Annotated in this window: 22 protein-coding genes; 13 read left to right on the top strand and 9 right to left on the bottom strand. The window is 63.1% G+C overall.

Annotated elements, in window-relative coordinates; all coding sequences use genetic code 11:
• Positions 1-31: 31 nt before the first annotated feature.
• The 4 genes from rpoH to ftsY all read right to left on the bottom strand — a co-directional run bounded on the left by rpoH (position 32) and on the right by ftsY (position 4,256).
• On the bottom strand, positions 32-886 hold the full coding sequence (rpoH, locus tag IF103_RS01375; RefSeq protein ID WP_023378197.1) for an RNA polymerase sigma factor RpoH: 855 nt from the start codon (positions 884-886) through the stop codon (positions 32-34).
• Positions 887-997: 111 nt separating this feature from the next.
• Complete coding sequence (gene ftsX, locus IF103_RS01370) at positions 998-2,026, bottom strand: permease-like cell division protein FtsX (protein WP_023378196.1); 1,029 nt, start codon at positions 2,024-2,026, stop codon at positions 998-1,000.
• Positions 2,023-2,694, bottom strand: coding sequence for a cell division ATP-binding protein FtsE (ftsE, locus tag IF103_RS01365; protein WP_023378195.1), 672 nt, complete (start codon positions 2,692-2,694; stop codon positions 2,023-2,025). The genes ftsX and ftsE overlap by 4 nt, the downstream gene beginning before the upstream one ends.
• Complete coding sequence (gene ftsY, locus IF103_RS01360; RefSeq protein ID WP_202675812.1) at positions 2,691-4,256, bottom strand: signal recognition particle-docking protein FtsY; 1,566 nt, start codon at positions 4,254-4,256, stop codon at positions 2,691-2,693. The genes ftsE and ftsY overlap by 4 nt, the downstream gene beginning before the upstream one ends.
• A gap of 231 nt (positions 4,257-4,487) precedes the next feature.
• Here ftsY and IF103_RS01355 point away from each other — a divergent pair, with 231 nt between their 5' ends.
• The 6 genes from IF103_RS01355 to IF103_RS01330 all read left to right on the top strand — a co-directional run bounded on the left by IF103_RS01355 (position 4,488) and on the right by IF103_RS01330 (position 11,717).
• Positions 4,488-5,843: a M16 family metallopeptidase gene (locus IF103_RS01355; protein ID WP_023378193.1), complete on the top strand. Its 1,356-nt coding sequence runs from the start codon at positions 4,488-4,490 to the stop codon at positions 5,841-5,843.
• The gene (locus tag IF103_RS01350) at positions 5,836-7,320 is read left to right on the top strand and encodes a M16 family metallopeptidase (RefSeq protein ID WP_023378192.1); all 1,485 of its coding nucleotides are present in this window, start codon (positions 5,836-5,838) and stop codon (positions 7,318-7,320) included. The genes IF103_RS01355 and IF103_RS01350 overlap by 8 nt, the downstream gene beginning before the upstream one ends.
• Positions 7,320-7,922: a 16S rRNA (guanine(966)-N(2))-methyltransferase RsmD gene (rsmD, locus tag IF103_RS01345; RefSeq protein WP_023378191.1), complete on the top strand. Its 603-nt coding sequence runs from the start codon at positions 7,320-7,322 to the stop codon at positions 7,920-7,922. Before IF103_RS01350 ends, rsmD begins: the two co-directional genes overlap by 1 nt.
• Before the next feature lie 97 nt (positions 7,923-8,019).
• Positions 8,020-9,321, top strand: a complete 1,302-nt coding sequence (locus tag IF103_RS01340) for a M16 family metallopeptidase (RefSeq protein WP_023378190.1) — start codon at positions 8,020-8,022, stop codon at positions 9,319-9,321.
• Entirely contained in the window at positions 9,318-10,664 is a 1,347-nt protein-coding gene (locus IF103_RS01335; protein ID WP_023378189.1) for a M16 family metallopeptidase, read from the top strand. The genes IF103_RS01340 and IF103_RS01335 overlap by 4 nt, the downstream gene beginning before the upstream one ends.
• Positions 10,665-10,724: 60 nt before the next feature.
• On the top strand, positions 10,725-11,717 hold the full coding sequence (locus tag IF103_RS01330) for a hydrolase (protein WP_023378188.1): 993 nt from the start codon (positions 10,725-10,727) through the stop codon (positions 11,715-11,717).
• 35 nt (positions 11,718-11,752) lie between these two features.
• Here IF103_RS01330 and IF103_RS01325 read toward each other — a convergent pair whose 3' ends face one another.
• Both IF103_RS01325 and IF103_RS01320 read right to left on the bottom strand, forming a co-directional pair.
• Positions 11,753-12,607, bottom strand: a complete 855-nt coding sequence (locus IF103_RS01325; RefSeq protein WP_023378187.1) for a sulfurtransferase — start codon at positions 12,605-12,607, stop codon at positions 11,753-11,755.
• A gap of 35 nt (positions 12,608-12,642) precedes the next feature.
• Positions 12,643-13,308 carry a TetR/AcrR family transcriptional regulator gene (locus tag IF103_RS01320; RefSeq protein ID WP_023378186.1) on the bottom strand — a complete coding sequence of 222 codons (666 nt, stop codon included), beginning with the start codon at positions 13,306-13,308 and terminating at the stop codon, positions 12,643-12,645.
• Between the two features lie 136 nt (positions 13,309-13,444).
• Between IF103_RS01320 and IF103_RS01315 the strand changes: the two genes are divergently transcribed.
• The 5 genes from IF103_RS01315 to IF103_RS01295 all read left to right on the top strand — a co-directional run bounded on the left by IF103_RS01315 (position 13,445) and on the right by IF103_RS01295 (position 17,942).
• Positions 13,445-14,875 (top strand): coniferyl aldehyde dehydrogenase, encoded by a 1,431-nt coding sequence (locus tag IF103_RS01315; RefSeq protein ID WP_027907897.1) that lies wholly within the window; start codon positions 13,445-13,447, stop codon positions 14,873-14,875.
• Between the two features lie 9 nt (positions 14,876-14,884).
• Positions 14,885-15,370 carry a hypothetical protein gene (locus IF103_RS01310; RefSeq protein ID WP_023378184.1) on the top strand — a complete coding sequence of 162 codons (486 nt, stop codon included), beginning with the start codon at positions 14,885-14,887 and terminating at the stop codon, positions 15,368-15,370.
• A gap of 22 nt (positions 15,371-15,392) precedes the next feature.
• Positions 15,393-16,991 (top strand): GMC family oxidoreductase, encoded by a 1,599-nt coding sequence (locus IF103_RS01305; RefSeq protein WP_202675811.1) that lies wholly within the window; start codon positions 15,393-15,395, stop codon positions 16,989-16,991.
• 111 nt (positions 16,992-17,102) lie between these two features.
• The gene (coaD, locus tag IF103_RS01300) at positions 17,103-17,582 is read left to right on the top strand and encodes a pantetheine-phosphate adenylyltransferase (protein WP_023378182.1); all 480 of its coding nucleotides are present in this window, start codon (positions 17,103-17,105) and stop codon (positions 17,580-17,582) included.
• Positions 17,583-17,690: 108 nt separating this feature from the next.
• The gene (locus IF103_RS01295) at positions 17,691-17,942 is read left to right on the top strand and encodes a YfhL family 4Fe-4S dicluster ferredoxin (protein ID WP_023378181.1); all 252 of its coding nucleotides are present in this window, start codon (positions 17,691-17,693) and stop codon (positions 17,940-17,942) included.
• A gap of 40 nt (positions 17,943-17,982) precedes the next feature.
• On the opposite strand, the gene mutM is transcribed toward IF103_RS01295, so the two are convergent.
• Together mutM and IF103_RS01285 are read right to left on the bottom strand one after the other, a co-directional pair.
• The gene (gene mutM / locus IF103_RS01290) at positions 17,983-18,795 is read right to left on the bottom strand and encodes a bifunctional DNA-formamidopyrimidine glycosylase/DNA-(apurinic or apyrimidinic site) lyase (protein WP_023378180.1); all 813 of its coding nucleotides are present in this window, start codon (positions 18,793-18,795) and stop codon (positions 17,983-17,985) included.
• 3 nt (positions 18,796-18,798) lie between these two features.
• Entirely contained in the window at positions 18,799-19,614 is an 816-nt protein-coding gene (locus tag IF103_RS01285) for an HDOD domain-containing protein (RefSeq protein ID WP_177325253.1), read from the bottom strand.
• A gap of 208 nt (positions 19,615-19,822) precedes the next feature.
• Between IF103_RS01285 and IF103_RS01280 the strand changes: the two genes are divergently transcribed.
• Entirely contained in the window at positions 19,823-21,019 is a 1,197-nt protein-coding gene (locus IF103_RS01280; protein ID WP_023378178.1) for a class I SAM-dependent rRNA methyltransferase, read from the top strand.
• An 85-nt stretch (positions 21,020-21,104) separates the two neighbouring features.
• Here IF103_RS01280 and IF103_RS01275 read toward each other — a convergent pair whose 3' ends face one another.
• Positions 21,105-21,761 (bottom strand): magnesium transporter, encoded by a 657-nt coding sequence (locus IF103_RS01275; RefSeq protein ID WP_081669746.1) that lies wholly within the window; start codon positions 21,759-21,761, stop codon positions 21,105-21,107.
• Positions 21,762-22,240: 479 nt separating this feature from the next.
• On the opposite strand from IF103_RS01275, the gene ilvD reads away from it, so the two are divergent.
• Positions 22,241-24,082, top strand: coding sequence for a dihydroxy-acid dehydratase (gene ilvD / locus IF103_RS01270; protein ID WP_023378176.1), 1,842 nt, complete (start codon positions 22,241-22,243; stop codon positions 24,080-24,082).
• The last annotated feature ends 116 nt before the right edge of the window (positions 24,083-24,198 follow it).

Genomic DNA, 24,198 nt, shown 5'->3' with positions numbered 1-24,198 from the left:
GACAGCGGCTTTTCGCTGCAACCAGGCTTGATCAGACGGTGATCAATGCCTTGACCTTGTTCATCGCGTTCTTTTCCAGCTGGCGAATCCGCTCCGCCGACACGCTGTACTTGTCCGCCAATTCATGCAAGGTCGCTTTTTCCTCGGCCAGCCAGCGCTGGTAGAGAATGTCGCGGCTACGTTCGTCCAGGCCTTGCAGGGCTTCGTGCAGGTTGCTGGTGGAGTTGTCACTCCAGTCGGCATCCTCCAACTGCACAGCCGGGTCGTAACGGTGGTCTTCCAGATAATGCGCAGGCGACTGGAAGGCGCTGTCATCGTCGGCTTCGGCCGCTGGATCGAACGCCATGTCCTGGCCGCTCAGGCGGCTTTCCATCTCGCGCACTTCACGCGGCTCGACACCCAGGCTCTCGGCCACACGATGAACTTCATCGTTGTTCAGCCAGGCCAGACGCTTCTTCTGGCTGCGCAGGTTGAAGAACAGCTTGCGCTGGGCCTTGGTGGTCGCCACCTTGACGATGCGCCAGTTGCGCAGGATGAATTCGTGGATCTCTGCCTTGATCCAGTGCACCGCGAACGATACCAAGCGCACGCCCATTTCCGGATTGAAGCGCTTGACTGCCTTCATCAGGCCGACGTTGCCTTCCTGGATGAGGTCAGCTTGGGCCAACCCGTAACCGGCATAGCTACGGGCGATGTGTACCACGAAACGCAGGTGGGCCATCACCATTTGCCGAGCGGCCTCAAGATCCTGCTCATAGTAGAGACGCTCGGCCAGATCACGCTCCTGCTCGACAGTCAGCAGTGGAATGCTGTTGACCGTGTGCACGTAGGCTTCCAGGTTTGCACCAGGAACCAGGGCATAGGCAGGTTGCAACGATGTGGTCATTCAAGAACCTCCGACTTTCAAAACTCGCGCCTTGTGAGCGCTGCCAACATTGACCCGGAACGACGGTACAAGTTCCAAAATGAAAAAAATGTCAATGCTGGCACGAAAAAACTATCGTGGCGCCAGCTCGTTCAAATGGCGGGCCACCGCGATCCATGCACCGATATACCCCAACAGTACCGCACCAATCAAGAGCGAAAAACCATCGGACGCTGGCACACCCCCCAGCGCGAAATCACTGCCATACAGCCCGGAGAGCCCTACAACGGCCTCGTTCAGCCAATTCAGGCCGAAAGCCAGTATGCCCCAGGCCAGCAGGCCCGCACCCAGCCCGTACAGGGCGCCCATGTAGAGGAAAGGCCGGCGTACGTAGCTGTCGGTGCCGCCGACCAGCTTGATCACTTCGATCTCGACCCGACGGTTTTCAATATGTAGACGAATTGTGTTACCGATTACTAAAAGCAGCGCAGAAATCAGCATGACGGCCAGGCCAAAGACGAATCGGTCGCCGAGCTTGAGGATCGCCGCCAGACGCTCGACCCACACCAGGTCAAGCTGCGCCACCTCGACCCGAGGCAGTTCGGACAGACGTTGGCGCAGGGCCTCTAGAGCAGGCTTGTCGACTTCGGTCGGGGTCACCACCACCACGCCCGGAAGCGGGTTGTCGGGCAGCTCGCGCAGCGCCTCGCCCAGCCCGGACTGCTGCTGGAACTCCTCGAGCGCCTGCTCCCGACTGACATACTGGGCATCGGCCACCCCAGGCATGGCTTTGATATCGTCACGCAGGGCTTCCCCCGCCTTGCTGCCGGCATCCAGCTTGAGGTACAGCGAAATCTGCGCTGCACGCTGCCAGGAGCCACCCAGTTTTTCGACGTTCTTCAACAGCAGCGACAAGCCCATGGGCATGCTCAATGCCACGGCCATCACCAGGCAGGTGAAGAAGCTACCGATCGGCTGTTTGCCCAGGCGGCGCAGGCTGTCGGCCAGGCTGGCGCGGTGGCTTTCCAGCCAGGCGTGCAGCAGGGTGCGGAAATCCGGACCGTCATCGTCGTGTTCGCCGGGCTTTTTCTTCGCTGGCGCAGGGTCAGCAGCCTTGGGTGCGACCCGTTCGGACACCTTCGGTGTACGTGTAGTGCTCATTGCCCGGCCTCCCCATCGCCGATCAAACGACCGCGCTGCAGGGTCAGCATGCGGTGGCGCATGCGCGCGATCAGTGCCAGGTCATGGCTGGCGATCAAAACTGTGGTGCCCAGGCGGTTGATGTCCTCGAACACCCCCATGATTTCCGCGGCCAGACGTGGGTCGAGGTTACCGGTAGGTTCGTCGGCCAGCAGCAAGGCTGGCTGGTGGACGATGGCGCGGGCGATCCCCACGCGCTGTTGCTGACCGGTAGACAGGTCGGCTGGGAACAGCTCGCCCTTGTCAGTCAGTGACACACGCTCCAGCGCCGAGTCCACGCGCTTGGCGATCTCGGCCTTGGACAACCCGAGAATCTGCAGCGGCAATGCGATGTTGTTGAATACCGTGCGATCGAACAACAACTGGTGGTTCTGGAACACCACGCCGATCTGCCGGCGCAGGAACGGGATCTGCGAGTTGCTGATCTGGCCCAGGTCCTGGCCTGCCAGCATCAGCTTGCCGCTGGTCGGACGCTCCATGGCCAGCAGCAGGCGCAGCAAGGTGCTCTTGCCCGCGCCCGAGTGGCCCGTGACGAACAGGAACTCGCCCCGGCGCGCCCGGAAACTCAGCTCATGCAAGCCGACATGGCCATTGGGATAGCGCTTGGCAACCTGCTCGAATCGGATCATGGGTGCTCTCGCTCGGCGAACAAGGCTTTGACGAAGGGTTCAGCCTCGAAGGTGCGCAGGTCGTCGATGCCTTCACCGACACCAATGAAGCGGATCGGAATGTTGAACTGCTTGGCCAGGGCGAAAATCACCCCACCCTTGGCGGTGCCGTCCAGCTTGGTCAATGCCAGGCCGGTCAGTTCGACGCTCTGATTGAAGTACTTGGCCTGGCTGATAGCGTTCTGTCCAGTGCCGGCATCGAGTACCAGCAGCACCTCGTGTGGCGCCTCGGCGTCGAGCTTGCCAATCACCCGACGGACCTTCTTCAGCTCCTCCATCAGGTTGTCCTTGGTGTGCAAGCGGCCCGCGGTATCGGCGATCAACACATCGACGCCACGGGCCTTGGCGGCCTGCACGGCGTCGAAAATCACCGAAGCCGAATCAGCGCCGGTGTGCTGCGCGATCACCGGAATCTGGTTGCGCTCACCCCATACCTGCAGCTGCTCCACAGCGGCGGCGCGGAAGGTATCGCCGGCGGCCAACATGACCTTCTTGCCTTCGAGCTGCAGCTTCTTGGCCAACTTGCCGATGGTGGTGGTCTTGCCCGCACCGTTCACGCCGACCACGAGTATCACGTAGGGTTTGTTCTGGGCCTGGACTTTCAGCGGTTGCTCGACCGGACGCAGCAGGGCGGCCAGCTCTTCCTGCAACGACTTGTACAGTGCATCGGCGTCAGCCAGCTGCTTGCGGGCGACCTTCTGGGTAAGGTTCTGAACGATGGTCGAGGTGGCTTCGACACCCACGTCGGCGGTCAGCAGGCGGGTTTCGATCTCATCGAGCAGGTCGTCGTCGATGGCCTTCTTGCCCAGGAACAGGCTGGCCATGCCTTCGCCGATGCTGGCGCTGGTCTTCGACAGCCCCTGCTTGAGGCGAGCGAAGAAGCCTGGCTTGGACTGTTCGACGACGACCGGGGTGGGCTCGGGCTCGACAGGCGTTGGTGCTGGGGTCGCAACCGGAGCCGGGGCAGATGCAGGCACGGGAGCCGCGACCGGGGCAGCAGGCGCCAGGGTTTGCGCAGCGGGGCGCACCGGGATGGCTGGTGGCGCCTTCGGTTCGAGGTCCGGGACCAAGGCCACAGGCTCTTCGGCAACCGGCAGCACCAGGTTGCTGACCGGAGCCGCGGGCTCGTCCGGCTGCGCAGTCTCTACTGGCGCCGCTTGCAGCGGCATGGAGGCGACCGGCTCGGGCGTCGCGGCCTGCAGGGGCTGGGAAGCCACAGGCTCAGGTTGCGGAGCCTGCAGCGGTTGGGACGCTACCGGCTCGGGCACGGACGCTTCGACCACGGGCAACACCGGCTCGACCGGAGCGACCGGAGCGACCGGAGCGACCGGAGCGACCGGAGGCTGCTCGACGGCGGGCTGCGGTGCTACCGGCTCGGCGGCCTGCGGCTCCTGCGCTTGAGGCTCAGGCGTTTGTGGCTGTTCGGCGACAGGTTGCTGCGGCTTCTTGCGAAACCAGCTGAACAGGCCTTTTTTCTCGCCAGCCTCGGCCGGCGCTTTTTTGTCGTCGTTGGAACCAAACATGGAAGACGGCTATCTCAGGGTAGCGATGGGCCAGCACTTGGCGCATCGGGAATTCTCTAAACGCAGAACAGACTATTTTGAATCCGGCTGGTTCATGCGCAATGTTTTGTCGTAGGTCCTGCAGGCCAGAACGGCGACAGGCATGGTCGCCAGGCAACCGGATCAGTATCCTAGCACCTCCTGGCCTACTGACGCTAAACCCAGCGGGCCGCCGAACAGGTTAAACACCGTATGAATGCTCTAGCCCGCCGCGCCGCTGGCCTGTTGCTCGGCACGCTCTGCCTGCCCCTCGCGGCCCTGGCCGCCGATGTGCAACCCACCCACGAGTTCATCCTCGACAACGGCCTGAAAGTGGTCGTTCGCGAGGACCATCGCGCCCCGGTGGTGGTCTCGCAGATCTGGTACAAGGTTGGCTCCAGCTACGAGACACCGGGCCAGACTGGCTTGTCCCATGCACTCGAACACATGATGTTCAAAGGCAGCGCCAAGATCGGACCCGGCGAGGCCTCGCGCATCCTGCGGGACCTCGGTGCCGAGGAAAACGCCTTCACCAGCGACGACTACACCGCCTACTACCAGGTACTTGCCCGCGATCGGCTGCCGGTGGCCATGGAGCTGGAAGCCGACCGCCTGGCCAGTCTGCGCCTGCCCGCCGACGAGTTCGCACGCGAAATCGAGGTCATCAAGGAAGAACGCCGCCTGCGCACCGACGATCAACCCAGTTCGAAGGCGTTCGAGCTGTTTCGCGCCATGGCCTATCCGGCCAGCGGCTATCACACCCCGACCATCGGCTGGATGGCCGACCTCGAACGCATGAAGGTCGAGGAGCTCCGCCATTGGTACGAATCCTGGTACGCCCCGAACAACGCCACCCTGGTAGTGGTGGGCGATGTCACCGCCGATGAGGTCAAGGGCCTGGCACAGAAGTATTTCGGCAGCATCCCCAAGCGCACCGTGCCATCGGCCAAGCTGCCGCTGGAGTTGGCCAAACCAGGCTACCGCCAGCTGACCCTGCACGTACGCACCCAACTGCCAAGCCTGATCTACGGGTTCAACGTGCCTGGATTGGCCACCGCCAAGGACCCGCGCACCGTACATGCCCTGCGCCTGATCTCGGCCCTGCTCGACGGCGGCTACAGCGCGCGCATGCCGGCACGCCTGGAGCGTGGCCAGGAATTGGTCGCCGGCGCGTCGTCCAGCTACAACGCCTTCACACGCGGCGACAGCCTGTTCCTGATCTCGGCTACTCCGAACGTGCAGAAGCAGAAAACGCTCGAAGAAGTGGAAAAAGGCATCTGGCAACTGCTCGACGAGCTCAAGACCACTCCGCCCAGCGCCGAAGAGTTGGAGCGCGTACGTGCCCAGGTCATCGCCGGTCTGGTCTACGACCGCGATTCCATCAGCAGCCAGGCCACCACCATTGGTCAGCTGGAGACCGTTGGCTTGTCCTGGAAGCTGATCGACAGCGAACTGGACGAGCTCAAGCGCGTGACACCGCAAGACCTGCAGAACGCCGCACGCACTTATTTCACCCGCGAACGCCTGAGCGTTGCCCACGTACTGCCTGAGGAGTCCGCTCATGAGTGATCGCAGCGCACCACGCTACACGCTGATCGGTACGGGCATCATTGCCTTGGTAGTGGCGGTGGCCGCTGTCCTGGCGCGCCCGGCCCAGTCCGAGGCAGAGCCTCCTGCGGCGCGCCCTGCAAACACCCTGCAATCGCTGGCCGATCTGGACGGCAAGGCGCCAAGCCGGCGTCAGCTGAACATCCAGAACTGGACCACCGCCGAAGGCGCCCGCGTGCTGTTCGTCGAAGCCCGCGAGCTGCCCATGTTCGACCTGCGCGTGACCTTCGCCGCCGGCAGCAGCCAGGATGGCGACACCCCTGGCCTGGCCGCCCTGACCAACGCCATGCTCAACGAAGGCGTGGCCGGCAAGGACGTGACCGCCATCGCCGAAGGCTTCGAGGGACTGGGCGCGGACTTTGGCAATGGTTCCTACCGCGACATGGCAGTGGCCTCGCTGCGCAGCCTGAGTGCCAAGGACAAGCGTGACCCTGCACTCAAGCTGTTCGCCGAAGTGGCGGGCAAGCCGACCTTCCCCGAAGAGGCTCTCAAGCGCATCAAGAACCAGCTGCTGGCCGGTTTCGAGTACGAAAAGCAGAACCCTGGCAAGATCGCCGGCAAGGCCCTGTTCGCCAAGCTCTATGGTGACCACCCGTATGCTCACCCCAGCGACGGTACGGCACAGAGTGTGCCCGGTATCACGCTGGAACAGCTTCGCGCCTTCCATGCCAAGGCCTATACCGCCGGTAACGCGGTCATAGCCCTGGTTGGTGACCTCAGCCGCAGCGAGGCCGAAGCCATCGCCGAACAAGTGTCCTCGGCCCTGCCCAAGGGCCCCGCGCTGGCGAAACCCGCCGAGCCTGCGGAGCCCAAGGCTGGGTTGACCCATATCGACTTCCCATCCAAGCAGACTCACCTGATGCTGGCCGAACTGGGCATCGACCGTCAGGACCCGGACTGGCCAGCCCTTTCGTTGGGCAACCAGATCCTCGGCGGAGGGGCCTTCGGCACCCGGTTGATGAGCGAAGTGCGCGAGAAGCGCGGCCTGACCTACGGGGTCTACTCCGTGTTCAGCCCAATGCAGGTACGCGGCCCCTTCATGATCAACCTGCAAACCCGCGCCGAACTCAGCGAGGGCACCCTCAAGCTGGTCCAGGACATCCTTGCCGAATACCTGAAAAACGGTCCGACGCAGCAGGAACTGGATGACGCCAAGCGCGAACTGGCCGGCAGTTTCCCACTGTCCAACGCCAGCAACGCGAGCATCGTTGGCCAGTTGGGTGCTATCGGTTTCTACAACTTGCCCCTGACTTGGCTGGAGGACTTCATGCAGCAGTCCCAGGCCCTGACCGTCGAGCAGGTCAAGGCGGCCATGAACAAACACCTGTCGGCCGACAAATTGGTCATCGTCACCGCTGGCCCGAAAGTGGCGCAGAAGCCGCTGCCGGCCCCCACTGATAAACCCGCCGAGCCACCGCTCGGCGTACCGGAGCATTAATGCCAAGACCCACCCCACCCGCCCGCCCCAACCAGGGCCAAAGCAAGGGCCAGGGCTACCTGCGCATCATCGCCGGCGAGTGGCGCAGCCGGCGCCTGGCGGTACCTGAAGGCGATGGCCTGCGCCCCACCACCGACCGGGTACGTGAAACCCTGTTCAACTGGCTGGCGCCCTACATCGAAGGCGCCCGGGTGCTGGATGCCTTCACCGGCAGTGGCGCCTTGGTACTGGAAGCCTTGTCCCGTGGCGCGGAGGATGCCGTGGCACTGGACAGCAACCCGGCAGCCATCAGCAATCTGAAGAACAACCTGGAGATCCTGCGCTGCCCACGCGGGCAGATCCTGCAGACCGACGCCCTGCGCTACCTGCAAGGCCCGACCAAGCAGCAGTTCGATGTGGTGTTTCTCGACCCACCCTTCCACCAGGACCTGCTGGCAAACGCCTGCAATCTGCTGGAACAAGGCAACTGGCTGCGCGAACAGGCGTGGATCTATACCGAGAGCGAAGCTGCCCCGTCGACCCTGCAATTGCCTGCCAACTGGCGCCTGCACCGAGAGAAGAAAACCGGCCAGGTGCATTACGCCCTATGGCAGCGAGGCTGAGGCCTGTGGCCCGTCGCCATAAGTAAGTAACGCAGACGGGCCTCCCCATTCAAACAAGCTGCTCCTGTTTCGACTTTCACACAGGAGCAACTCGGTCATGGCCACTCTGACATCCACCGCTGCCACCAGCGCGCCACCGCTGCAGCATTTCGTCCTAGCCAACGGACTGGTGGTCTATCTGCGTGAGGACCACCGTGCCCCCTTGGTTAGCGCCCAGCTTTGGTACCACGTGGGTGCCAGCTACGAGCCGCCAGGTCATTCCGGGCTGTCTCACCTGCTGGAACACTTGATGTTCGAAGGCAGCAGCAAGCTTGCTGGCGGCCAATACTCGAAGCTGATCAGCACGCTCGGCGGGTCACCGAACGCCGCCACCACGCACGACGCCACCTACTTTCCCGTCACCCTGCCCAGCAATCGCCTGGAAGTCGTTCTGGAGGCCATGGCGGACTCCATGGCCAGCGCCACGCTCGAACCAGCGGCCTTCGACCGCGAGCTCGAAGTGGTCAAGGCGGAGCGCCGCACCCGAGTGGACAACAGCCCCCTCGCTCAGGCTCTGGAGCAAGCCGACACACTGGCGCTGCAGGGCGGTCCTTACGCCACGCCCATCATCGGCCGCGCCCCGGATCTGGCCGACATGACCGCTGATGCTGTCCGAACCTGGTACCAGAGCTGGTATCACCCAAACAACGCAACGCTGGTGGTCGTCGGCGACACGACATCGGATCGGTTACGCGGGTGGGTCGAGCACTATTTCGGTGCAATTCCCGCCAACCGCCTGCCCAGCAAGGCACGACCGAAGCCAGCCACCGCATCCGTTCATCGCACACAGACCATCACCCTGCCTCGCCTGCGTGAAGGTCTGATCATGGCGTTCAATGTGCCGAGCCAGTCGACCGCCGCTTCCGACCTCGAAGCCTTGGCCCTGCGGCTGATTCCCGAACTGCTCACCGAGGGCAGAGGCGCGCGCCTTGTTCAACGTCTGATGCGCGAACGCGACATTCTGCATGCGAAGGGCTCGCAGTACTTGCATGTGCTGCGAGGTGACAGCCTGCTCACGTTCTACTTCTTCAACAATCCGCAACAGGCCTCGCCGGAACAGGCGATGGAGCACGTCTGGGCGCAGATCGAGCTGCTCAGGCAAACACCCGCGACGGCACGGGAGATCTCGAGGGCAAAGGCAAGGCTGCTGGCGAACACCGTCTTCGGCCGTGACGACATCGGCGAGCAAGCCGGTGCGATTGGCCAGATGGCCGCCAGCGGCCTCGATCCGCATTCGCTCGACCGGGAGGCCGAGATTCTGCAAAGCGTCACTGCGGAAGACGTACGAGCTGTGGCCCATCGCTACCTGAGCCATGAACGGCTGACCGTTACTTACATGAAAGAGGAAGAGCGCCCATGAACGACTCGAATGCAACTGCGCTGCAATCGGTGCAAGGGCGGGATTTCAGCCATTTCGATGATATTCGCATCCAGGTCCAAGCCTGGCGGACGCAGAGTGGCACCCAAGTACGGTTCGTGCGCCGCCCTGAACTGCCCATGGTCGACCTCATGCTCTACTTCAACGCAGGCACCTCGCTCGATGGAGATACTTCAGGTGTTGCCGCCTTGACGCTGCACATGCTCGACAAGGGAACCACCGCGCTGGATGCCACGCAGTACGCCAGCCAGATCGAGCGCCTGGGCGCGCAAGTCAAGACAAGCATCCGCCTCGAACATTCGAGCGTATCCCTGCGCTGCCTGACCGCCGAGCAGGTCCTCGACCCGGCAATCGAACTGTTCACCTCCCTGGTCGCCAGTCCCGCCTTCGCCTCTGCGGAGTTAGCAAAAATGAAAGGGCAATTGCTTCCCTACCAGGCATCGCGCCACACCACGCCGCAGCTACGCACCCGATTGGAAGCCAACCGCTATCTATTTGCCGGGCACCCCTATGGCAATCCCCTGGGCACTACGCCAGAAGGCATCGAAACGACGACTGTCGATCAGCTGGTGGCTTTTCATCGACGCGCCTACAGCGCCAACAATCTCTGTGTCGCCATGGTCGGTGACCTGACCCGTGAGCAAGCAGAAGCCATCGTCCAGCGCATCACCCAGGCACTGCCTCAGGGCTGGGCAGCCGCTCAGCTTCCCGAGGTGCCGCAGGTTGCGAGCAAGACGATACACGTCGAGCTGGCGGGGGCCAGCAATGCGATGGTGCTGGCCATCCCAATGAGCGTTCGACCAGACGACCCTGATTATCCGGCCCTTGTACTGGCAAGCGAAGTGCTGGGGGCTGGGGTGGATTCCAGGCTGCTCCGGGAACTGCGCCTGAAACGTGGCCTGACCTATGACGCAAGCAGCCGGCTGACGCCGCATGAAGCAGGTGGATTGCTGAACATCGAGTGGGAAATCGCCTCGGCCTACATCACTGCCTCCCAGTCACTTGTCGCAGAACTCTTGGAAACGTTCATTGCTCAAGGGCCGACCGCTGCGGAGCTCGAACTAGCCAGAAATCAGTTGGCCGGCCGGTTCATGAGCGCCGTGGCAGGTAACCAGACACTGGCCGCGCTCCTGGCCGGGGCAGCCCGACACGGTCAGCCCGCCAACCACACCAACCTCTATATCGAGCAGCTGCAGGCAGTGACCCCGGAAGCGGTTCGAGCGGTGTTGCAAACCCGGCTCGAATGGTCGCGCCGGGTGTTCGTGAGTGTCGGCCCCACCGCCGATCAACGCCCCTTGCCCGATCTTCCGTCCACCGACCAATAGTGCAGATACAGTGGCGGTGTTTCATGGCAATCTAGGTGGGCACATCACGAGCCGCCCAGCATGCCAAGCCTCAACGTCACTTTCCGCCCGGCCGCCGGCCTGTCCAACCCTCATTTGCAGACGTTGTGGGGGCCGCTTTGGCGCAAGCTGCCCGAGCTCCCACGCGACCGTGAACGCTTGTGGCTGGCCGACGGCGACTTCATCGATCTTGACTGGCATGGACCGCACCAGCCGGATGCCCCCCTGGTACTGGTACTGCATGGACTGACCGGGTCCTCCCACTCACCCTATGTCAAAGGCTTGCAGGGTGCCCTGCAAGCGCGTGGCTGGGCCAGCGTGGCGGTGAACTGGCGAGGCTGTTCGGGCGAGCCGAACCTGTTGCCGCGCAGCTACCATTCAGGCGCCAGTGAAGACCTTGCCGAGATCGTCGCCCACCTGCGGGCCCAGCGTCCGCTTTCGCCGCTGTTCGCAGTGGGCTATTCGCTCGGCGGCAATGTATTGCTCAAGTACCTGGGCGAAAGTGGCGCAGCCAGCGGGCTGGAGGCGGCGGTGGCAGTGTCGGTGCCGTTTCGCCTGGACCAGTGCGCCGACCGCATCGGGCAGGGCTTCTCGAAGGTCTACCAGGCACATTTCATGCGGGAAATGCTCGCCTATGTGCTGCAAAAGCAGAAACACTTCCGCGACCGTGGCCATGATGAAGGGCTTGAGGCGTTGGCGCGGCTCGGACCGCTGCGCAACCTGCGCACTTTCTGGGACTTTGACGGCAAGGTTACCGCGCCGCTGAACGGGTTCAAGGACGCACACGATTACTATCGGCGCTCATCGAGCCGCTACTTTCTGGGCGCCAACCGGACTCCGACGCTGATCATCCACTCAAGCGACGACCCATTCGTGTCCAGCCACAGCCTGCCTGGGCTCGAAGAACTCGCGCCACAAACGCACTTCGAGTTACACCACCGTGGCGGGCACGTGGGGTTCGTCGACGGCAGCCTGCGAAATCCGGGTTACTACCTTGAGCGCCGGATTCCGCAGTGGCTGGTCGAAGGCCTGTAGCGCCATTGCCGGCGACAGTCCCGGCAACCGATGACTCACTCCCCTGTAGCGACGCCATGTTCGGGGTCATTGATCCATTCGCTCCAAGACCCCGCATACAACCGTCCCAACGGATACCCCGCCAACGCCAGCGCGAACAGGTTGTGGCACGCCGTTACGCCCGACCCGCAGTAAGCCACCAGCTGATCAGGTTCACGCCCCGCCAGTTTCTCGGCATAGCGCTGCTTGAGCTGCTCTGCCGGCAAGAATCGTCCATCCGCCCCCAGGTTGTCGGTAAAGGCCGCACATTGCGCCCCTGGAATGTGCCCCGCGACGGGGTCGATCGGCTCCACCTCACCACGAAAACGTGGCAAGGCCCGGGCATCCAGCAGGGTCAGGTCCGGGCTCCCCAAGCGCTTGGCCAGATGCCCGGCGTCGATCAGCAACTTCATGTCCGGCTCGCCGGTGAAGGTCCCTTGGCGCTTGGGCGGAGGATCCAGGCTCAATGGCAGGTGCGCGGCGTGCCACGCTTTGAGCCCACCGTCGAGGATGAACACGCCATCGCGCTTGCCCAGCCAAGCCAGCAGCCACCAGGCACGCGCGGCAAACGCACCCGGTCCATCGTCGTACAGCACCACTTCACTGTCATTGTCCACCCCCCATTCACGCAGCCGCTCTACCAGGCGGCGCGGCTCAGGCAAGGGATGACGGCCCGTCTTGCCCTTGGTCACCGGACCACTGAGATCGCGCTCCAGATCGGCGAAATGCGCCCCGGCGATATGACCTCCGGCATAGCTGCGCTGGCCGTAATCGACATCTTCCAAGGCAAAACGACAATCGAGGACCACCAACGTGGGCGAGTCCAGACGCTCGGCCAGCTGCTGCGGGGTGATCAATTGCGCTAAGGGCATGACAGTCTCCTGAACAATGGCAGATAAGCCCTGGTTCATGGCTCCAGGGCCTGGTTGAACGGTACATGGAATTCCTGGCACAGCGCATCCACGGCACTGCGCGCCTCGCGGGTCACGAACCCCAGTTCCAGCACCAGTACCTGATAGACACCTCGTTTGAATGCTTCTTCACCCAGGTGCGCGGAATGTTCACGAGTGGTGCTGAGAAAGCGCACCCAGGAAGTCAGCACAATCCAGGCGTTGATGGTGAGCGACTCGATCTGCGCCGATTCCATGGTCAGGATCCCGGCATCGACGAAGCCCCGGTATATCGCCTGGCCCTGGCGCAGGCAGCGCTCGGAAAAACGCCTGTAACGGGCGGCTAACTCCGGGTCGCTGTCGAGCAGGTGCTCCAGGTCGCGGTGTAGGAATCGGTAGTTCCACATCGCCGCCAGCAATGCCTTGAGATAGAAACGCTTGTCTTCCACCGTCGCCGCACGGCCTTGGGGTGGGCGTAGGAAACTGTCCACCAGCGCTTCGTACTGGCTGAACAACAGGGCGATGATCGCCTGCTTGTTGGGGAAGTGGTAATAGAGGTTTCCGGGCGAAATCTCCATGAATGCAGCAATGTGATTGGTGCTGACGCTGCGCTCGCCCTGCTGGTTGAACAGCTCCAGGCTGCTCTGCACGATGCGCTCTCGGGTCTTTATGCGCGGGGCCATGCTCAGCTCCCAGTCTGCGGGCTTCCATTAATGGGCATATTACGGTGTATTGCAGCGGATCACCGCTTGAAATTTTCGTACCACCGTACGAATTAGAGTATAGGCTCTAGAGACTCTCAGCCTCGCCGGAGCCGAAATGTCCTCGTCCATCGCCTTGCCTCCCGTGAATTCCGACACCGACCTGGCGGCGACGTTCGCCGCCCAGCGCCAGGCATTCGCCGGCAACCCCATGCCCCCTGAGGCCCAGCGACGACAGTGGCTCAAGAGCCTGCGCGAGGCTCTGCTGGCGGACCAGGACCGGTTGGTCGCGGCGATCGACACCGACTTCGACGGCCGTAGTGCCGATGAAACGCTGCTGGCGGAACTGCTGCCCTCGGTACAGGGCCTGCGCCATGCCGAGCGTCACCTGCACGGCTGGATGCGCCCAAGCCGCCGAAAGGTTGGACTCGCCTTCCAGCCCGCCAAGGCCCAGGTGTTGTACCAGCCGTTGGGCGTAGTGGGCGTGATCGTGCCGTGGAACTACCCATTGTTCCTTGCCATCGGGCCGCTCACCTGCGCCCTGGCAGCGGGCAACCGCGTCATGCTCAAGCTCAGCGAGGCCACACCCGCCAGCGCACTGGCCCTCAAGACAACGCTGGAACGGGTGTTCCCCAGCGACCTGGTCAGCGTGGTACTGGGAGAGGTCGAGGTCGCCCAGGCTTTTGCCCGCCTGCCGTTCGACCATCTGCTGTTCACCGGTGCCACCAGCATCGGTCGACAGGTGATGCTGGCCGCGGCCCACAACCTGACGCCGGTAACGCTTGAGCTGGGCGGCAAATCACCGGCCATCGTCTCGGCCACGGTCCCGCTGGATGCCGCTGCCGAGCGTATCGCCTTCGGCAAGACCCTCAATGCTGGCCAGACCTGCGTCGCCCCTGATTACGTCCTTGTGCCCCGTGATCGGCTCGATGGCTTCAGCGATGCCTACCGCCGCGCCGTTCGACGCTTCTATCCCACGATTGCCGACAACCGCGACTACAGCGCAATCATCAACCCGCGACAACTGCAACGCCTGCAAGGCTTGCTGGACGATGCCCGGCACAAAGGGGCACAGGTCATCGACCTGTATCCGGACGAAACCCGGCAGGGCCGACGCCTGCCGCCGCACCTGTTGCTGGGTGTGAACGACGACATGATCGTGATGCAGGACGAAATCTTCGGCCCGCTGCTACCTGTGGTGCCCTATGACACCCTCGACGACGCCCTCAGCTACATCAACCAGCGCCCGCGCCCGCTGTCGCTTTACTACTTCGGTTACGAGCGCAGCGAACAGGAGCACGTCCTGCGCCATAGCCACTCGGGCGGCGTGTGCCTGAACGACACCTTGCTGCATGTCGCTCAGGACGACCTGCCCTTCGGCGGTATCGGGCCCTCGGGGATGGGGCACTACCATGGTTTGGAGGGGTTTCAGACCTTCAGCAAGGCCAAGGCAGTGCTGGCCAAACAGCGCCTGAACACGGCTCGACTGATCTACCCGCCCTATGGCAAAGCCGTGCAGCGCTTGATCTACAAGCTGTTCATCCGCTGAGGGCCGCCCATGCATCGCCGCGATCTGCTGCGTTTCAGCCTGGGCGCCAGTGCGTTTCTGGCCACCACCAGCCTGGTTGGCTGCACGTCCCAATTGCCCGCGGCGGGCTTCCAGGTGCTGCGAGACGACGATGTGCCTGTGCTTCAGGCCCTGATTCCCGTGGTGCTGGCGGGTACACGAGCGTCACGGGAGCTGGTGCTGCACAGCCTCGATCACACGTTGGCGGCATTGTCGCCAGAGATGCTCAAGCTCACCCGGCAGCTGTTCGATGTGCTGAGCCTGCCTCTCACCCGCGGCCCACTGACAGGCATCTGGGGTAGCTGGGAACAGGCCGACGCCCAGCAGGTGAATGCCTTTCTGCAACGCTGGCAGGACAGTTCGCTGAACCTGCTACGCATGGGCCACTCATCCTTGCTGCAACTGCTGCTGATGGCCTGGTACGAACGGCCCGAAGCCTGGGCCGCGTGCGGCTACCCAGGCCCCCCGAACATTTGACCCCCCAACAAGAGCATCGCCAATGCCTGTCATCGACCCGTTTCGTCAAGGCCTCGAACGCGGCTGGATCACCCACGACGGCTCGCGTCTGGAGCACGACCTGAGCCTGCAGGCCGATATCGCCATCATCGGCAGCGGCGCGGGCGGCGCTACCAGCGCGCACATGCTCGCCGAAGCCGGATTCAAGGTACTGCTGATCGAAGAAGGCCCGCTCAAGACCAGCAGCGACTTCCACCTGCTGGAGGATGAGGCCTACGCCAGTCTGTATCAGGAAGGGTTGGGGCGAATGAGCAAGGATGGCGCCATCACTATCCTCCAAGGCCGTGCAGTGGGCGGTACCACGCTGGTCAACTGGACTTCCAGCTTCCGTACGCCGCCCCAGACCCTGGCGCACTGGGCCAGGGAACATGCCGTGAAAGGGCTGGCCGAGGACGTGCTGAAGCCGTGGTTCGAGCGTGTGGAGCAACAACTGGGAATCACCCCCTGGGCCGTGCCCCCGAATGCCAACAATGACGTCTTGCGCCGTGGCTGCGAAAGCCTGGGCTACCGCTGGGCGGTGATCCCACGCAACGTGCGCGGCTGCTGGAACCTGGGTTACTGCGGCATGGGCTGCCCGGTCAACGCCAAGCAGTCGATGCTGGTGACCCATATCCCGGCCACCCTCGACAACGGGGGCGAGCTGCTTTACCTGGCGCGGGCCGTGCGCTTGGAACAAAACGGAGAACGCATCGTGCAACTGCACTGCCAGGCGCTCGACGCTCAGGGAGTGCACCCCAACGGCCGGCAGATCACGGTTCGTGCCCGACACTTCGTTCTCGCCGGCGGCGGCATCAACAGCCCCGCCCTGCTGCTGCGCTCGCAAGCCCCCGACCCGCACAAGCGCCTGGGCAAACGCACCTTCCTGCACTTGGTGAACTTCAGCGCAGCACGCTTCGACGCGCGCATCGACCCTTATTACGGCGCCCCGCAATCCATCTATAGCGACCACTTCCAGTGGCAGGACGGTACCGACAGCCCTGTGGGCTACAAACTGGAGGTACCACCGTTGCACCCGGCCCTGGCCAGCACCTTGCTGGGCGGGTATGGCGCCGAGAACGCCCAGCGCATGGCTGACCTGCCCCACACCCATGTCATGCTGGCGTTGCTGCGTGACGGTTTTCATCCGCAGAGCCAAGGGGGAGAAGTGGAACTGCGGGGCGACGGCTCGCCTGTGCTCGACTACCCCGTAACCGACTACCTGCGCGACGGCCTGCGGCGGGCCTATCGAAGCATGGCGCAGATCCAGTTCGCCGCTGGAGCGAGACAGGTAGCCCCCGTACATAGCGATGCCCGCTATGTCGACAACCCGCAACAGGCCCTGACCCTGATCGATGGCCTGCGCCTGGAGCTTTTCCGTACCCGCCTTGGCAGCGCCCACGTCATGGGCGGCTGCGCGCTGGGCGAGGACCCGCGCCAAGCGGTGTGCGACAGCCTGGGCCGACATCACCAGCTGGAAAACCTGTCGATTCACGACGGTTCACTGTTTCCCACCAGCATCGGTGCCAACCCGCAGCTATCGGTCTACGCCATTAGCGCCAAGCTCACCGATGCCCTGATTACCCGGCTGGCACAGGGCGCATGACAACCTGCGCCCCCTCTGTCTATAGTGCCAACTTCCGGCCGCGCGACTTGGCCGGGCGCAGTCGCTGCGCTACCATCCGACTCCCCAACGCACTCCAGCCAGGATGACGCGATGAACCGAGTGTTGTACCCGGGTACTTTCGACCCCATTACCAAGGGCCATGGCGACCTGGTCGAACGCGCTTCGCGCCTGTTCGACCATGTGATCATCGCGGTGGCGGCCAGCCCCAAGAAAAACCCCCTGTTCCCACTGGAACAACGGGTAGAGCTGGCCCGTGAGGTCACCAAGCACCTGCCCAATGTCGAAGTCATCGGCTTCTCCACCCTGTTGGCGCATTTTGCCAAGGAACAGAACGCCAACGTCTTCCTGCGTGGCCTGCGTGCAGTGTCCGACTTCGAATACGAGTTCCAGCTGGCGAACATGAACCGGCAACTGGCACCCGATGTCGAGAGCCTGTTCCTGACGCCATCGGAGCGTTATTCGTTCATCTCTTCGACGCTGGTCCGGGAGATCGCAGCGCTGGGCGGGGACATCAGCAAGTTCGTCCACCCAGCGGTGGCCGACGCCCTGACCGAACGCTTCAAGAAGTAACCCTCATCGCCTGACCATCGCGCCCGCGTGCACTGCGGGCGCGAATGCGGCACAATTGTGCCTACCGCGTTGAACATGCCCGGGCTGTGAGCCCCGGCCGGAGTCCCAATGTCCCTGATCATCACCGACGATTGCATCAACTGCGACGTCTGCGAACCCGAGTGCCCGAACGAGGCAATCTCCCAAGGCGAAGAGATCTACGTGATCGACCCCAATCTGTGCACCCAGTGCGTCGGCCACTACGACGAGCCGCAGTGCCAGCAAGTCTGCCCGGTAGATTGCATTCCGCTGGATGAGGCCCATCCAGAAACCCATGATGAGCTGATGGCCAAGTACCGGCGGATCACCGGTAAAGCGTGATGCCGCCATCGCCGGCTTGCCGGCGATCTAGCCTTGGAATTCAGCGCTGGCAGCGCGGGCAGTACACGCTGGCCCGCTGTCCCAGCTTAACCTCTCGCAAGGTCGTCCCGCACACCTTGCACGGCAGTTCGCCTCGGCCATACACGAACAGCTCCTGCTGGAAGTACCCAGGCTGCCCGTCGCCACCGATGAAGTCGCGCAGCGTCGTGCCACCTTGTTCGATGGCTGCGGCCAGCACCCGTTTGATCTCGATGGCCAGCTTCAAGTAACGGGCCCGCGAGATGCCGCCCGCCTCTCTGCGTGGGTCGATACCGGCGGCGAACAGCGCCTCGGTGGCGTAGATGTTGCCCACCCCTACCACCACGGCGTTGTCCATGATGAACGGTTTCACGGCCATCGAGCGCCCGCGGGAAAGCTGGAACAGGCGCTCGCCATCGAACAGGTCGGTCAGCGGCTCCGGCCCCAGGCGCAATAGCAATTCGTGATTGAACGGGTCGAGGCTCCAGAGCATCGCGCCGAAGCGGCGCGGGTCGGTGTAGCGCAGCATCAGCCCCGATTCCAGCTCGATGTCGACATGCTCATGCTTGGCCGCCGGCGCCCCCAATTCGACCAGGCGCAAGTTCCCCGACATCCCAAGGTGGCTGATCAAGGTGCCAACCTCTGCGTTGATCAGCAGGTACTTGGCGCGTCGCTCCACGCTGAGGATGCGCTGGCCCGAAAGGCGTATGTCCAGATCCTCAGGGATTGGCCAGCGCAGCCGCCGATCACGCACGACTACCCGGCTGACACGCTGGCCAACCAGATGGGGCTCGATGCCACGTCGGGTTGTCTCGACTTCTGGTAACTCAGGCATGAATCAGTGCCCCAACTCGCGCAGGGTCTGCTTGAGGTTCTCGAAGTCGTACTCCGACAACCCGATGTAATCGAGGACCAGCGGGCCGAGCGCATTCCACTCATGGTCGACGGCCTGATTACCCAGCACGCGATACGAGGCGCAGATATGCTCGGCCATCTTCAGCACCGCGAGCAGGTTCTTCAGCTGGGTCTGGGCATTGCGCGAGGATTCGTCGCGGAACACCGCCAAGGCGTTGTGGTGGTTGGCGATGGCCCCGCTGATGTGCTCTGGCAGGCGCCAGGACTTGGCGGTGAAGTAGCCGACCACCGAGTGGTTGGTGTTGAAGGCCCGGTTTTCGGTATCGACCACGCGGGTTTCTTCACCGGCTTGGGCGTAGGCCTCTTCAAGCACATCCATGTAGTTGGGGAAGCGCTTGAGCATCAGCGGTACGCCGCAATCGTGGAACAGCCCGAGCGTGTAGGCCTCGTCCACGGCCTGGATACCGGTACGCTTGGCCAGCGTCAGGCAGGTCATGGCCACATCCTGGGCGGTGTCCCAGAAGCGGTTCAAGGTAACGATGGTTTCGTCGCTCATTTCACCCTTGATCGACTGGGCGTTGATCAGGTTGATGATCGAGCGGCTGCCCAGCAGGTTCACCGCACGTTGGATCGAGCCAATCTTGTTGGAGAGGCCGAACTGCGGGGAGTTCACCAGTTTGAGCAAGGCGCCCGAAAGGCCTGGGTCCTGGGAAATCAGCTTGGCGATGGTTTCCAGGTCCGGGTCAGGCATGTACTGCTCGAACTGCAAATCGACCATGATCTGCGGTTGCGGCGGAATGGTGATGCCTTGCAAGGCTTGCTGGATCTGCTCGGCGCTGAGTTCTTGGGACATACGTGCACACTCGTGAAGGTCGAGGGGATTCTAACCCAGATGAACCGTGCCGGCGCCGCGTATTCCTGTCGGTACAGCCGCCACTTTGTCGCGCCTGGCCCCGGATCCCGTAGCAAAAGGATATAATCCCGCTCTTTTTTCCCGGAGCGACGTCATGTCCCTGCCCAGCCTTCGCCTCAAAGCCAATGCCGACCGCCGCCTGCGCGCCGGCCACCTGTGGGTCTACAGCAACGAAGTCGACGTCAATGCGACCCCGCTGCAAGGCTTGCAGGCCGGACAGCAGGCCGTCCTCGAGGCAGCCAACGGCAAACCGCTGGGCATCGTCGCGCTGAGCCCCAACAACCTGATCTGCGCCCGCCTGCTGTCGCGCGATGCCAAGCTGCCGCTGGACAAGTCGTTGCTGGTGCATCGCCTGAACGTCGCCCTGTCGTTGCGCGAGCGCCTGTTCGAGCAACCGTGCTACCGCCTGGTCTATGGCGATTCCGACATGCTGCCAGGCCTGGTGGTCGACCGCTTCTTCGACATCCTTGTGGTTCAGCTGGCGTCGGCCACCATGGAACTGCACAAGGATGACGTCATCGCGGCACTGGTCCAGGTGCTCAAGCCCAGCGGCATCCTGTTCAAGAACGATTCCGCCGCGCGTGATGCAGAAGGCCTGCAGCGCTACGTCGAGACCGTCTACGGCGAAGTTCCGGACTGGGTGCCGCTGGAAGAAAACGGCGTGAAGTTCGAGGCCCCGGTACGTGAAGGCCAGAAGACCGGCTGGTTCTACGACCATCGCATGAACCGTGCACGCCTGGCCCCCTACGTGAAGGGCAAGCGCGTGCTCGACCTGTTCAGCTACATCGGAGGCTGGGGTGTGCAAGCCGGCGCTTTCGGCGCCAGCGAAGTGTTCTGCGTCGATGCTTCGGGCTTCGCCCTGGATGGCGTGGAGCGCAATGCCGCGCTCAACGGTATCAGCGAAAAACTCACCTGCATCGAAGGCGATGTCTTCGAGGCATTGCGTGAGCTCAAGGCCGCCGAAGAACGCTTCGACGTGATCATTGCCGACCCACCCGCGTTCATCAAGCGCAAGAAGGACCTGAAAAACGGCGAAGCGGCCTACCGCCGCCTGAATGAACAGGCCATGCGCATGCTGACCAAGGACGGCATTCTGGTCAGCGCCTCCTGCTCGATGCACCTGCCCGAGGACGACCTGCACAACATCCTGCTGACCAGCGCCCGCCACCTGGACCGCAACATGCAGCTGCTCGAACGCGGCGGCCAAGGCCCGGACCACCCGGTGCATCCGGCCATTGCCGAAACCCGCTATATCAAGAGCATTACGTGCCGGTTGCTGCCCAACAGCTGATGAAAGCCTGAAAGAACCGAGGTCACCCATGGGCCAGCTCTCGAACTGGCCCATGGGTGACCTTTCAAGAATCGGTCGCTGCGTCTCAGACGCCCAGAACGAACGAAGCAACCCCGAAATACACCATCACCCCCACCGCATCGGCAATTGATGTGATGAGCGGCCCACTCGCTGTGGCCGGGTCGAGCCTGAAGCGGCTGAGCAGGAACGGCAAGCTCATACCGATCAGACTACCGACCAGCACGATCACGACCATGCTGCTGGCCACCACCAGGGCAATCAGCGGCCCGCCGCGCAACAAGCCCAACGACGCCACCGCCAATGCCATGGTGCATCCAAGTGCCAAAGCGACACCAAGCTCACGGACCAGCATCCGCCACCAGTCGCGCATGACCACTTCGCCGGTCGCCAGCCCCCGCACTATCAGCGTTGCAGACTGGGCCCCCGCATTACCGCCGCTGTCCACAAGCAGGGGTAGGAAGAACACCAGGGCGATGTTGGCAGCGATGGTTTCTTCAAAGGCCGCGATGCCAGCCCCGGAAAACAGGTTTCCGAAAACCAGCACCACCAGCCATAGCACGCGCTTGCGGTAGAGCAGCCCAAGGGTTGCATCCCGCAGGTTGCCGACATGATTGGTGATCGACGCGCCTTTGTGAATGTCTTCGGTCGCTTCGCGCCGCTCTGCTTCGAGGGCTGCACGGGTGTCCAGGTGCAGGGTGTCGTTATCGATTGGATGTTGCATGAGGTTCTCCAGACGCCGCGCCAGGCGCCCGCAGACCTCAGTCATACGGACTCAAGCCCTCGGCAGCCCTGGCGACGGCGCGCTCAGTGCCAATTTGCAGGTTCTGTACGAACTGAAACTGGGAAGGTCCATTGAGGTCATTTCTCGTGAAGCCGCACATGCGGCGCGGCGGATCATAGGTAGCCAGGCTGGGTGTGTCAGCCCCTCCGGAGGCATTTCAGAACGGTCCTACAAACGACCGGCCATTCGGTCAAAGTCACCGCCCAGACACATCGCCATTCCCTCGCGGCGCCAGCGGTGTAGAATCGACCTATTCATCGCCAGTCATCCCCGGCGGGTTTATGAGCTCTGGTCGAACATGCGGCGATCCCGCAGTGTCTTCGGCCTCATCCGTGCCAGTGGCAACCGGCCTGCGGCGCAAAGGACAAGAGAAGCTCACTCCCCTTTTTGTGACCTGATTCAGCCGCCAGGAGTGCTTCATGCCTGATTATCGTTCCAAGACATCCACCCAAGGCCGCAACATGGCCGGCGCCCGCGCCCTGTGGCGCGCCACCGGGATGAAAGACGAAGACTTCAAGAAACCGATCATCGCCATCGCCAACTCATTCACCCAGTTCGTCCCGGGCCATGTGCACCTGAAGGACCTGGGCCAGCTGGTCGCCCGCGAAATCGAGCGCGCCGGTGGCGTGGCCAAGGAGTTCAACACCATCGCGGTCGACGACGGCATCGCCATGGGCCACGACGGCATGCTGTACTCGCTGCCGAGCCGCGAGATCATCGCCGACGCCGTGGAGTACATGGTCAACGCCCACTGCGCCGATGCCATCGTGTGTATTTCCAACTGCGACAAGATCACCCCCGGCATGCTGATGGCCGCCCTGCGCCTCAACATCCCGGTGATCTTCGTCTCCGGCGGCCCAATGGAAGCCGGCAAGACCAAGCTCGCCAGCCACGGCCTGGACCTGGTCGACGCCATGGTCATCGCCGCCGACTCGTCGGCCAGCGACGAAAAAGTCGCCGAATATGAACGCAGCGCCTGTCCGACCTGCGGTTCCTGCTCCGGTATGTTCACCGCCAACTCAATGAACTGCCTGACCGAAGCCCTGGGCTTGGCCCTGCCGGGCAACGGTTCGACCCTGGCTACCCACTCCGACCGCGAACAGCTGTTCCTCACCGCTGGCCGCACCATCGTCGAGCTGTGCAAGCGTTACTACGGCGAGAACGATGATTCGGTACTGCCGCGCAACATCGCCAACTTCAAGGCGTTCGAGAACGCCATGATGCTGGACATCGCCATGGGGGGTTCGACCAACACCATCCTGCACTTGCTGGCCGCGGCCCAGGAGGCCGAAGTGGCCTTCGACCTGCGTGACATCGATCGCCTGTCCCGCAAGGTGCCGCAACTGTGCAAAGTGGCGCCGAACATCCAGAAGTACCACATGGAAGACGTCCACCGCGCTGGCGGCATCTTCAGCATCCTCGGTTCGCTGGCCCGTGGCGGCCTGCTGCACACCGACCTGCCGACCGTGCACAGCCGCAGCATGGAAGAAGCCATCGCCAAGTGGGACATCACCCAGACCGATGACGAAGCCGTGCACACCTTCTTCAAGGCAGGTCCGGCGGGCATTCCGACGCAGACCGCGTTCAGCCAGTCGACCCGCTGGGAAACCCTGGACGACGACCGCGCCGAAGGCTGCATCCGTAGCGTCGAGCACGCTTACTCGCAAGAAGGCGGCCTGGCCGTGCTGTACGGCAACATCGCCCTCGACGGCTGCGTGGTGAAGACTGCCGGTGTCGACGAGTCGATCCACGTGTTCGAAGGCACCGCGAAGATCTTCGAAAGCCAGGACAGCGCCGTTCGCGGCATCCTCGCCGACGAAGTGAAAGCCGGTGACGTCGTCATCATCCGCTACGAAGGCCCGAAAGGCGGCCCGGGCATGCAGGAAATGCTCTACCCGACTTCGTACCTGAAGTCCAAGGGCCTGGGCAAAGCCTGCGCCCTGCTCACCGACGGCCGCTTCTCCGGCGGTACCTCGGGCCTGTCGATCGGCCACGCCTCGCCAGAGGCGGCTGCCGGTGGTGCAATTGGCCTGGTGCGCGATGGCGACAAGATCCTGATCGACATCCCCAACCGTTCGATCAACCTGCTGGTCAGTGACCAAGAGCTGGCCGAGCGCCGCGTCGAGCAGGACAAGAAGGGTTGGAAGCCGGTCGAAGCGCGTCCCCGTAAGGTCACTACCGCACTGAAGGCCTATGCGTTGCTGGCGACCAGTGCCGACAAGGGTGCTGTGCGCAACAAAGCGATGCTCGAAGGGCTGTAAGGCTCCGCGGCAAAAAAACCGGCGCCTGGTGCGCCGGTTTTTTTTGCCTGCCAAGGCCTCGACATAGGGTGCGTCACCCTCTGTCGGCGCTGACAGGCCAGCGATGGAGTGGGTCT

It is taken from the genome of Pseudomonas sp. SK2, from assembly GCF_016772395.1.
Classification (GTDB): Bacteria; Pseudomonadota; Gammaproteobacteria; order Pseudomonadales; family Pseudomonadaceae; genus Aquipseudomonas; species Aquipseudomonas taiwanensis.
This window is presented reverse-complemented; position numbering and strand designations above follow the sequence as displayed.

Bases quoted from the DNA above. Each gene is read 5' to 3' on its own strand.
- IF103_RS01275 (WP_081669746.1), bottom strand. From the start codon at position 21,761: ATGCAACATCCAATCGATAACGACACCCTGCACCTGGACACCCGTGCA.
- IF103_RS01320 (WP_023378186.1), bottom strand. From the start codon at position 13,308: ATGGCCCCGCGCATAAAGACCCGAGAGCGCATCGTGCAGAGCAGCCTG.
- IF103_RS01315 (WP_027907897.1), top strand. From the start codon at position 13,445: ATGTCCTCGTCCATCGCCTTGCCTCCCGTGAATTCCGACACCGACCTG.
- IF103_RS01310 (WP_023378184.1), top strand. From the start codon at position 14,885: ATGCATCGCCGCGATCTGCTGCGTTTCAGCCTGGGCGCCAGTGCGTTT.
- IF103_RS01305 (WP_202675811.1), top strand. From the start codon at position 15,393: ATGCCTGTCATCGACCCGTTTCGTCAAGGCCTCGAACGCGGCTGGATC.
- ftsX (WP_023378196.1), bottom strand. From the start codon at position 2,026: ATGAGCACTACACGTACACCGAAGGTGTCCGAACGGGTCGCACCCAAG.
- IF103_RS01325 (WP_023378187.1), bottom strand. From the start codon at position 12,607: ATGCCCTTAGCGCAATTGATCACCCCGCAGCAGCTGGCCGAGCGTCTG.
- rsmD (WP_023378191.1), top strand. From the start codon at position 7,320: ATGCCAAGACCCACCCCACCCGCCCGCCCCAACCAGGGCCAAAGCAAG.
- ilvD (WP_023378176.1), top strand. From the start codon at position 22,241: ATGCCTGATTATCGTTCCAAGACATCCACCCAAGGCCGCAACATGGCC.
- IF103_RS01350 (WP_023378192.1), top strand. From the start codon at position 5,836: ATGAGTGATCGCAGCGCACCACGCTACACGCTGATCGGTACGGGCATC.
- IF103_RS01295 (WP_023378181.1), top strand. From the start codon at position 17,691: ATGTCCCTGATCATCACCGACGATTGCATCAACTGCGACGTCTGCGAA.
- IF103_RS01335 (WP_023378189.1), top strand. From the start codon at position 9,318: ATGAACGACTCGAATGCAACTGCGCTGCAATCGGTGCAAGGGCGGGAT.
- mutM (WP_023378180.1), bottom strand. From the start codon at position 18,795: ATGCCTGAGTTACCAGAAGTCGAGACAACCCGACGTGGCATCGAGCCC.
- rpoH (WP_023378197.1), bottom strand. From the start codon at position 886: ATGACCACATCGTTGCAACCTGCCTATGCCCTGGTTCCTGGTGCAAAC.
- IF103_RS01330 (WP_023378188.1), top strand. From the start codon at position 10,725: ATGCCAAGCCTCAACGTCACTTTCCGCCCGGCCGCCGGCCTGTCCAAC.
- ftsY (WP_202675812.1), bottom strand. From the start codon at position 4,256: ATGTTTGGTTCCAACGACGACAAAAAAGCGCCGGCCGAGGCTGGCGAG.
- IF103_RS01355 (WP_023378193.1), top strand. From the start codon at position 4,488: ATGAATGCTCTAGCCCGCCGCGCCGCTGGCCTGTTGCTCGGCACGCTC.
- ftsE (WP_023378195.1), bottom strand. From the start codon at position 2,694: ATGATCCGATTCGAGCAGGTTGCCAAGCGCTATCCCAATGGCCATGTC.
- coaD (WP_023378182.1), top strand. From the start codon at position 17,103: ATGAACCGAGTGTTGTACCCGGGTACTTTCGACCCCATTACCAAGGGC.
- IF103_RS01340 (WP_023378190.1), top strand. From the start codon at position 8,020: ATGGCCACTCTGACATCCACCGCTGCCACCAGCGCGCCACCGCTGCAG.
- IF103_RS01280 (WP_023378178.1), top strand. From the start codon at position 19,823: ATGTCCCTGCCCAGCCTTCGCCTCAAAGCCAATGCCGACCGCCGCCTG.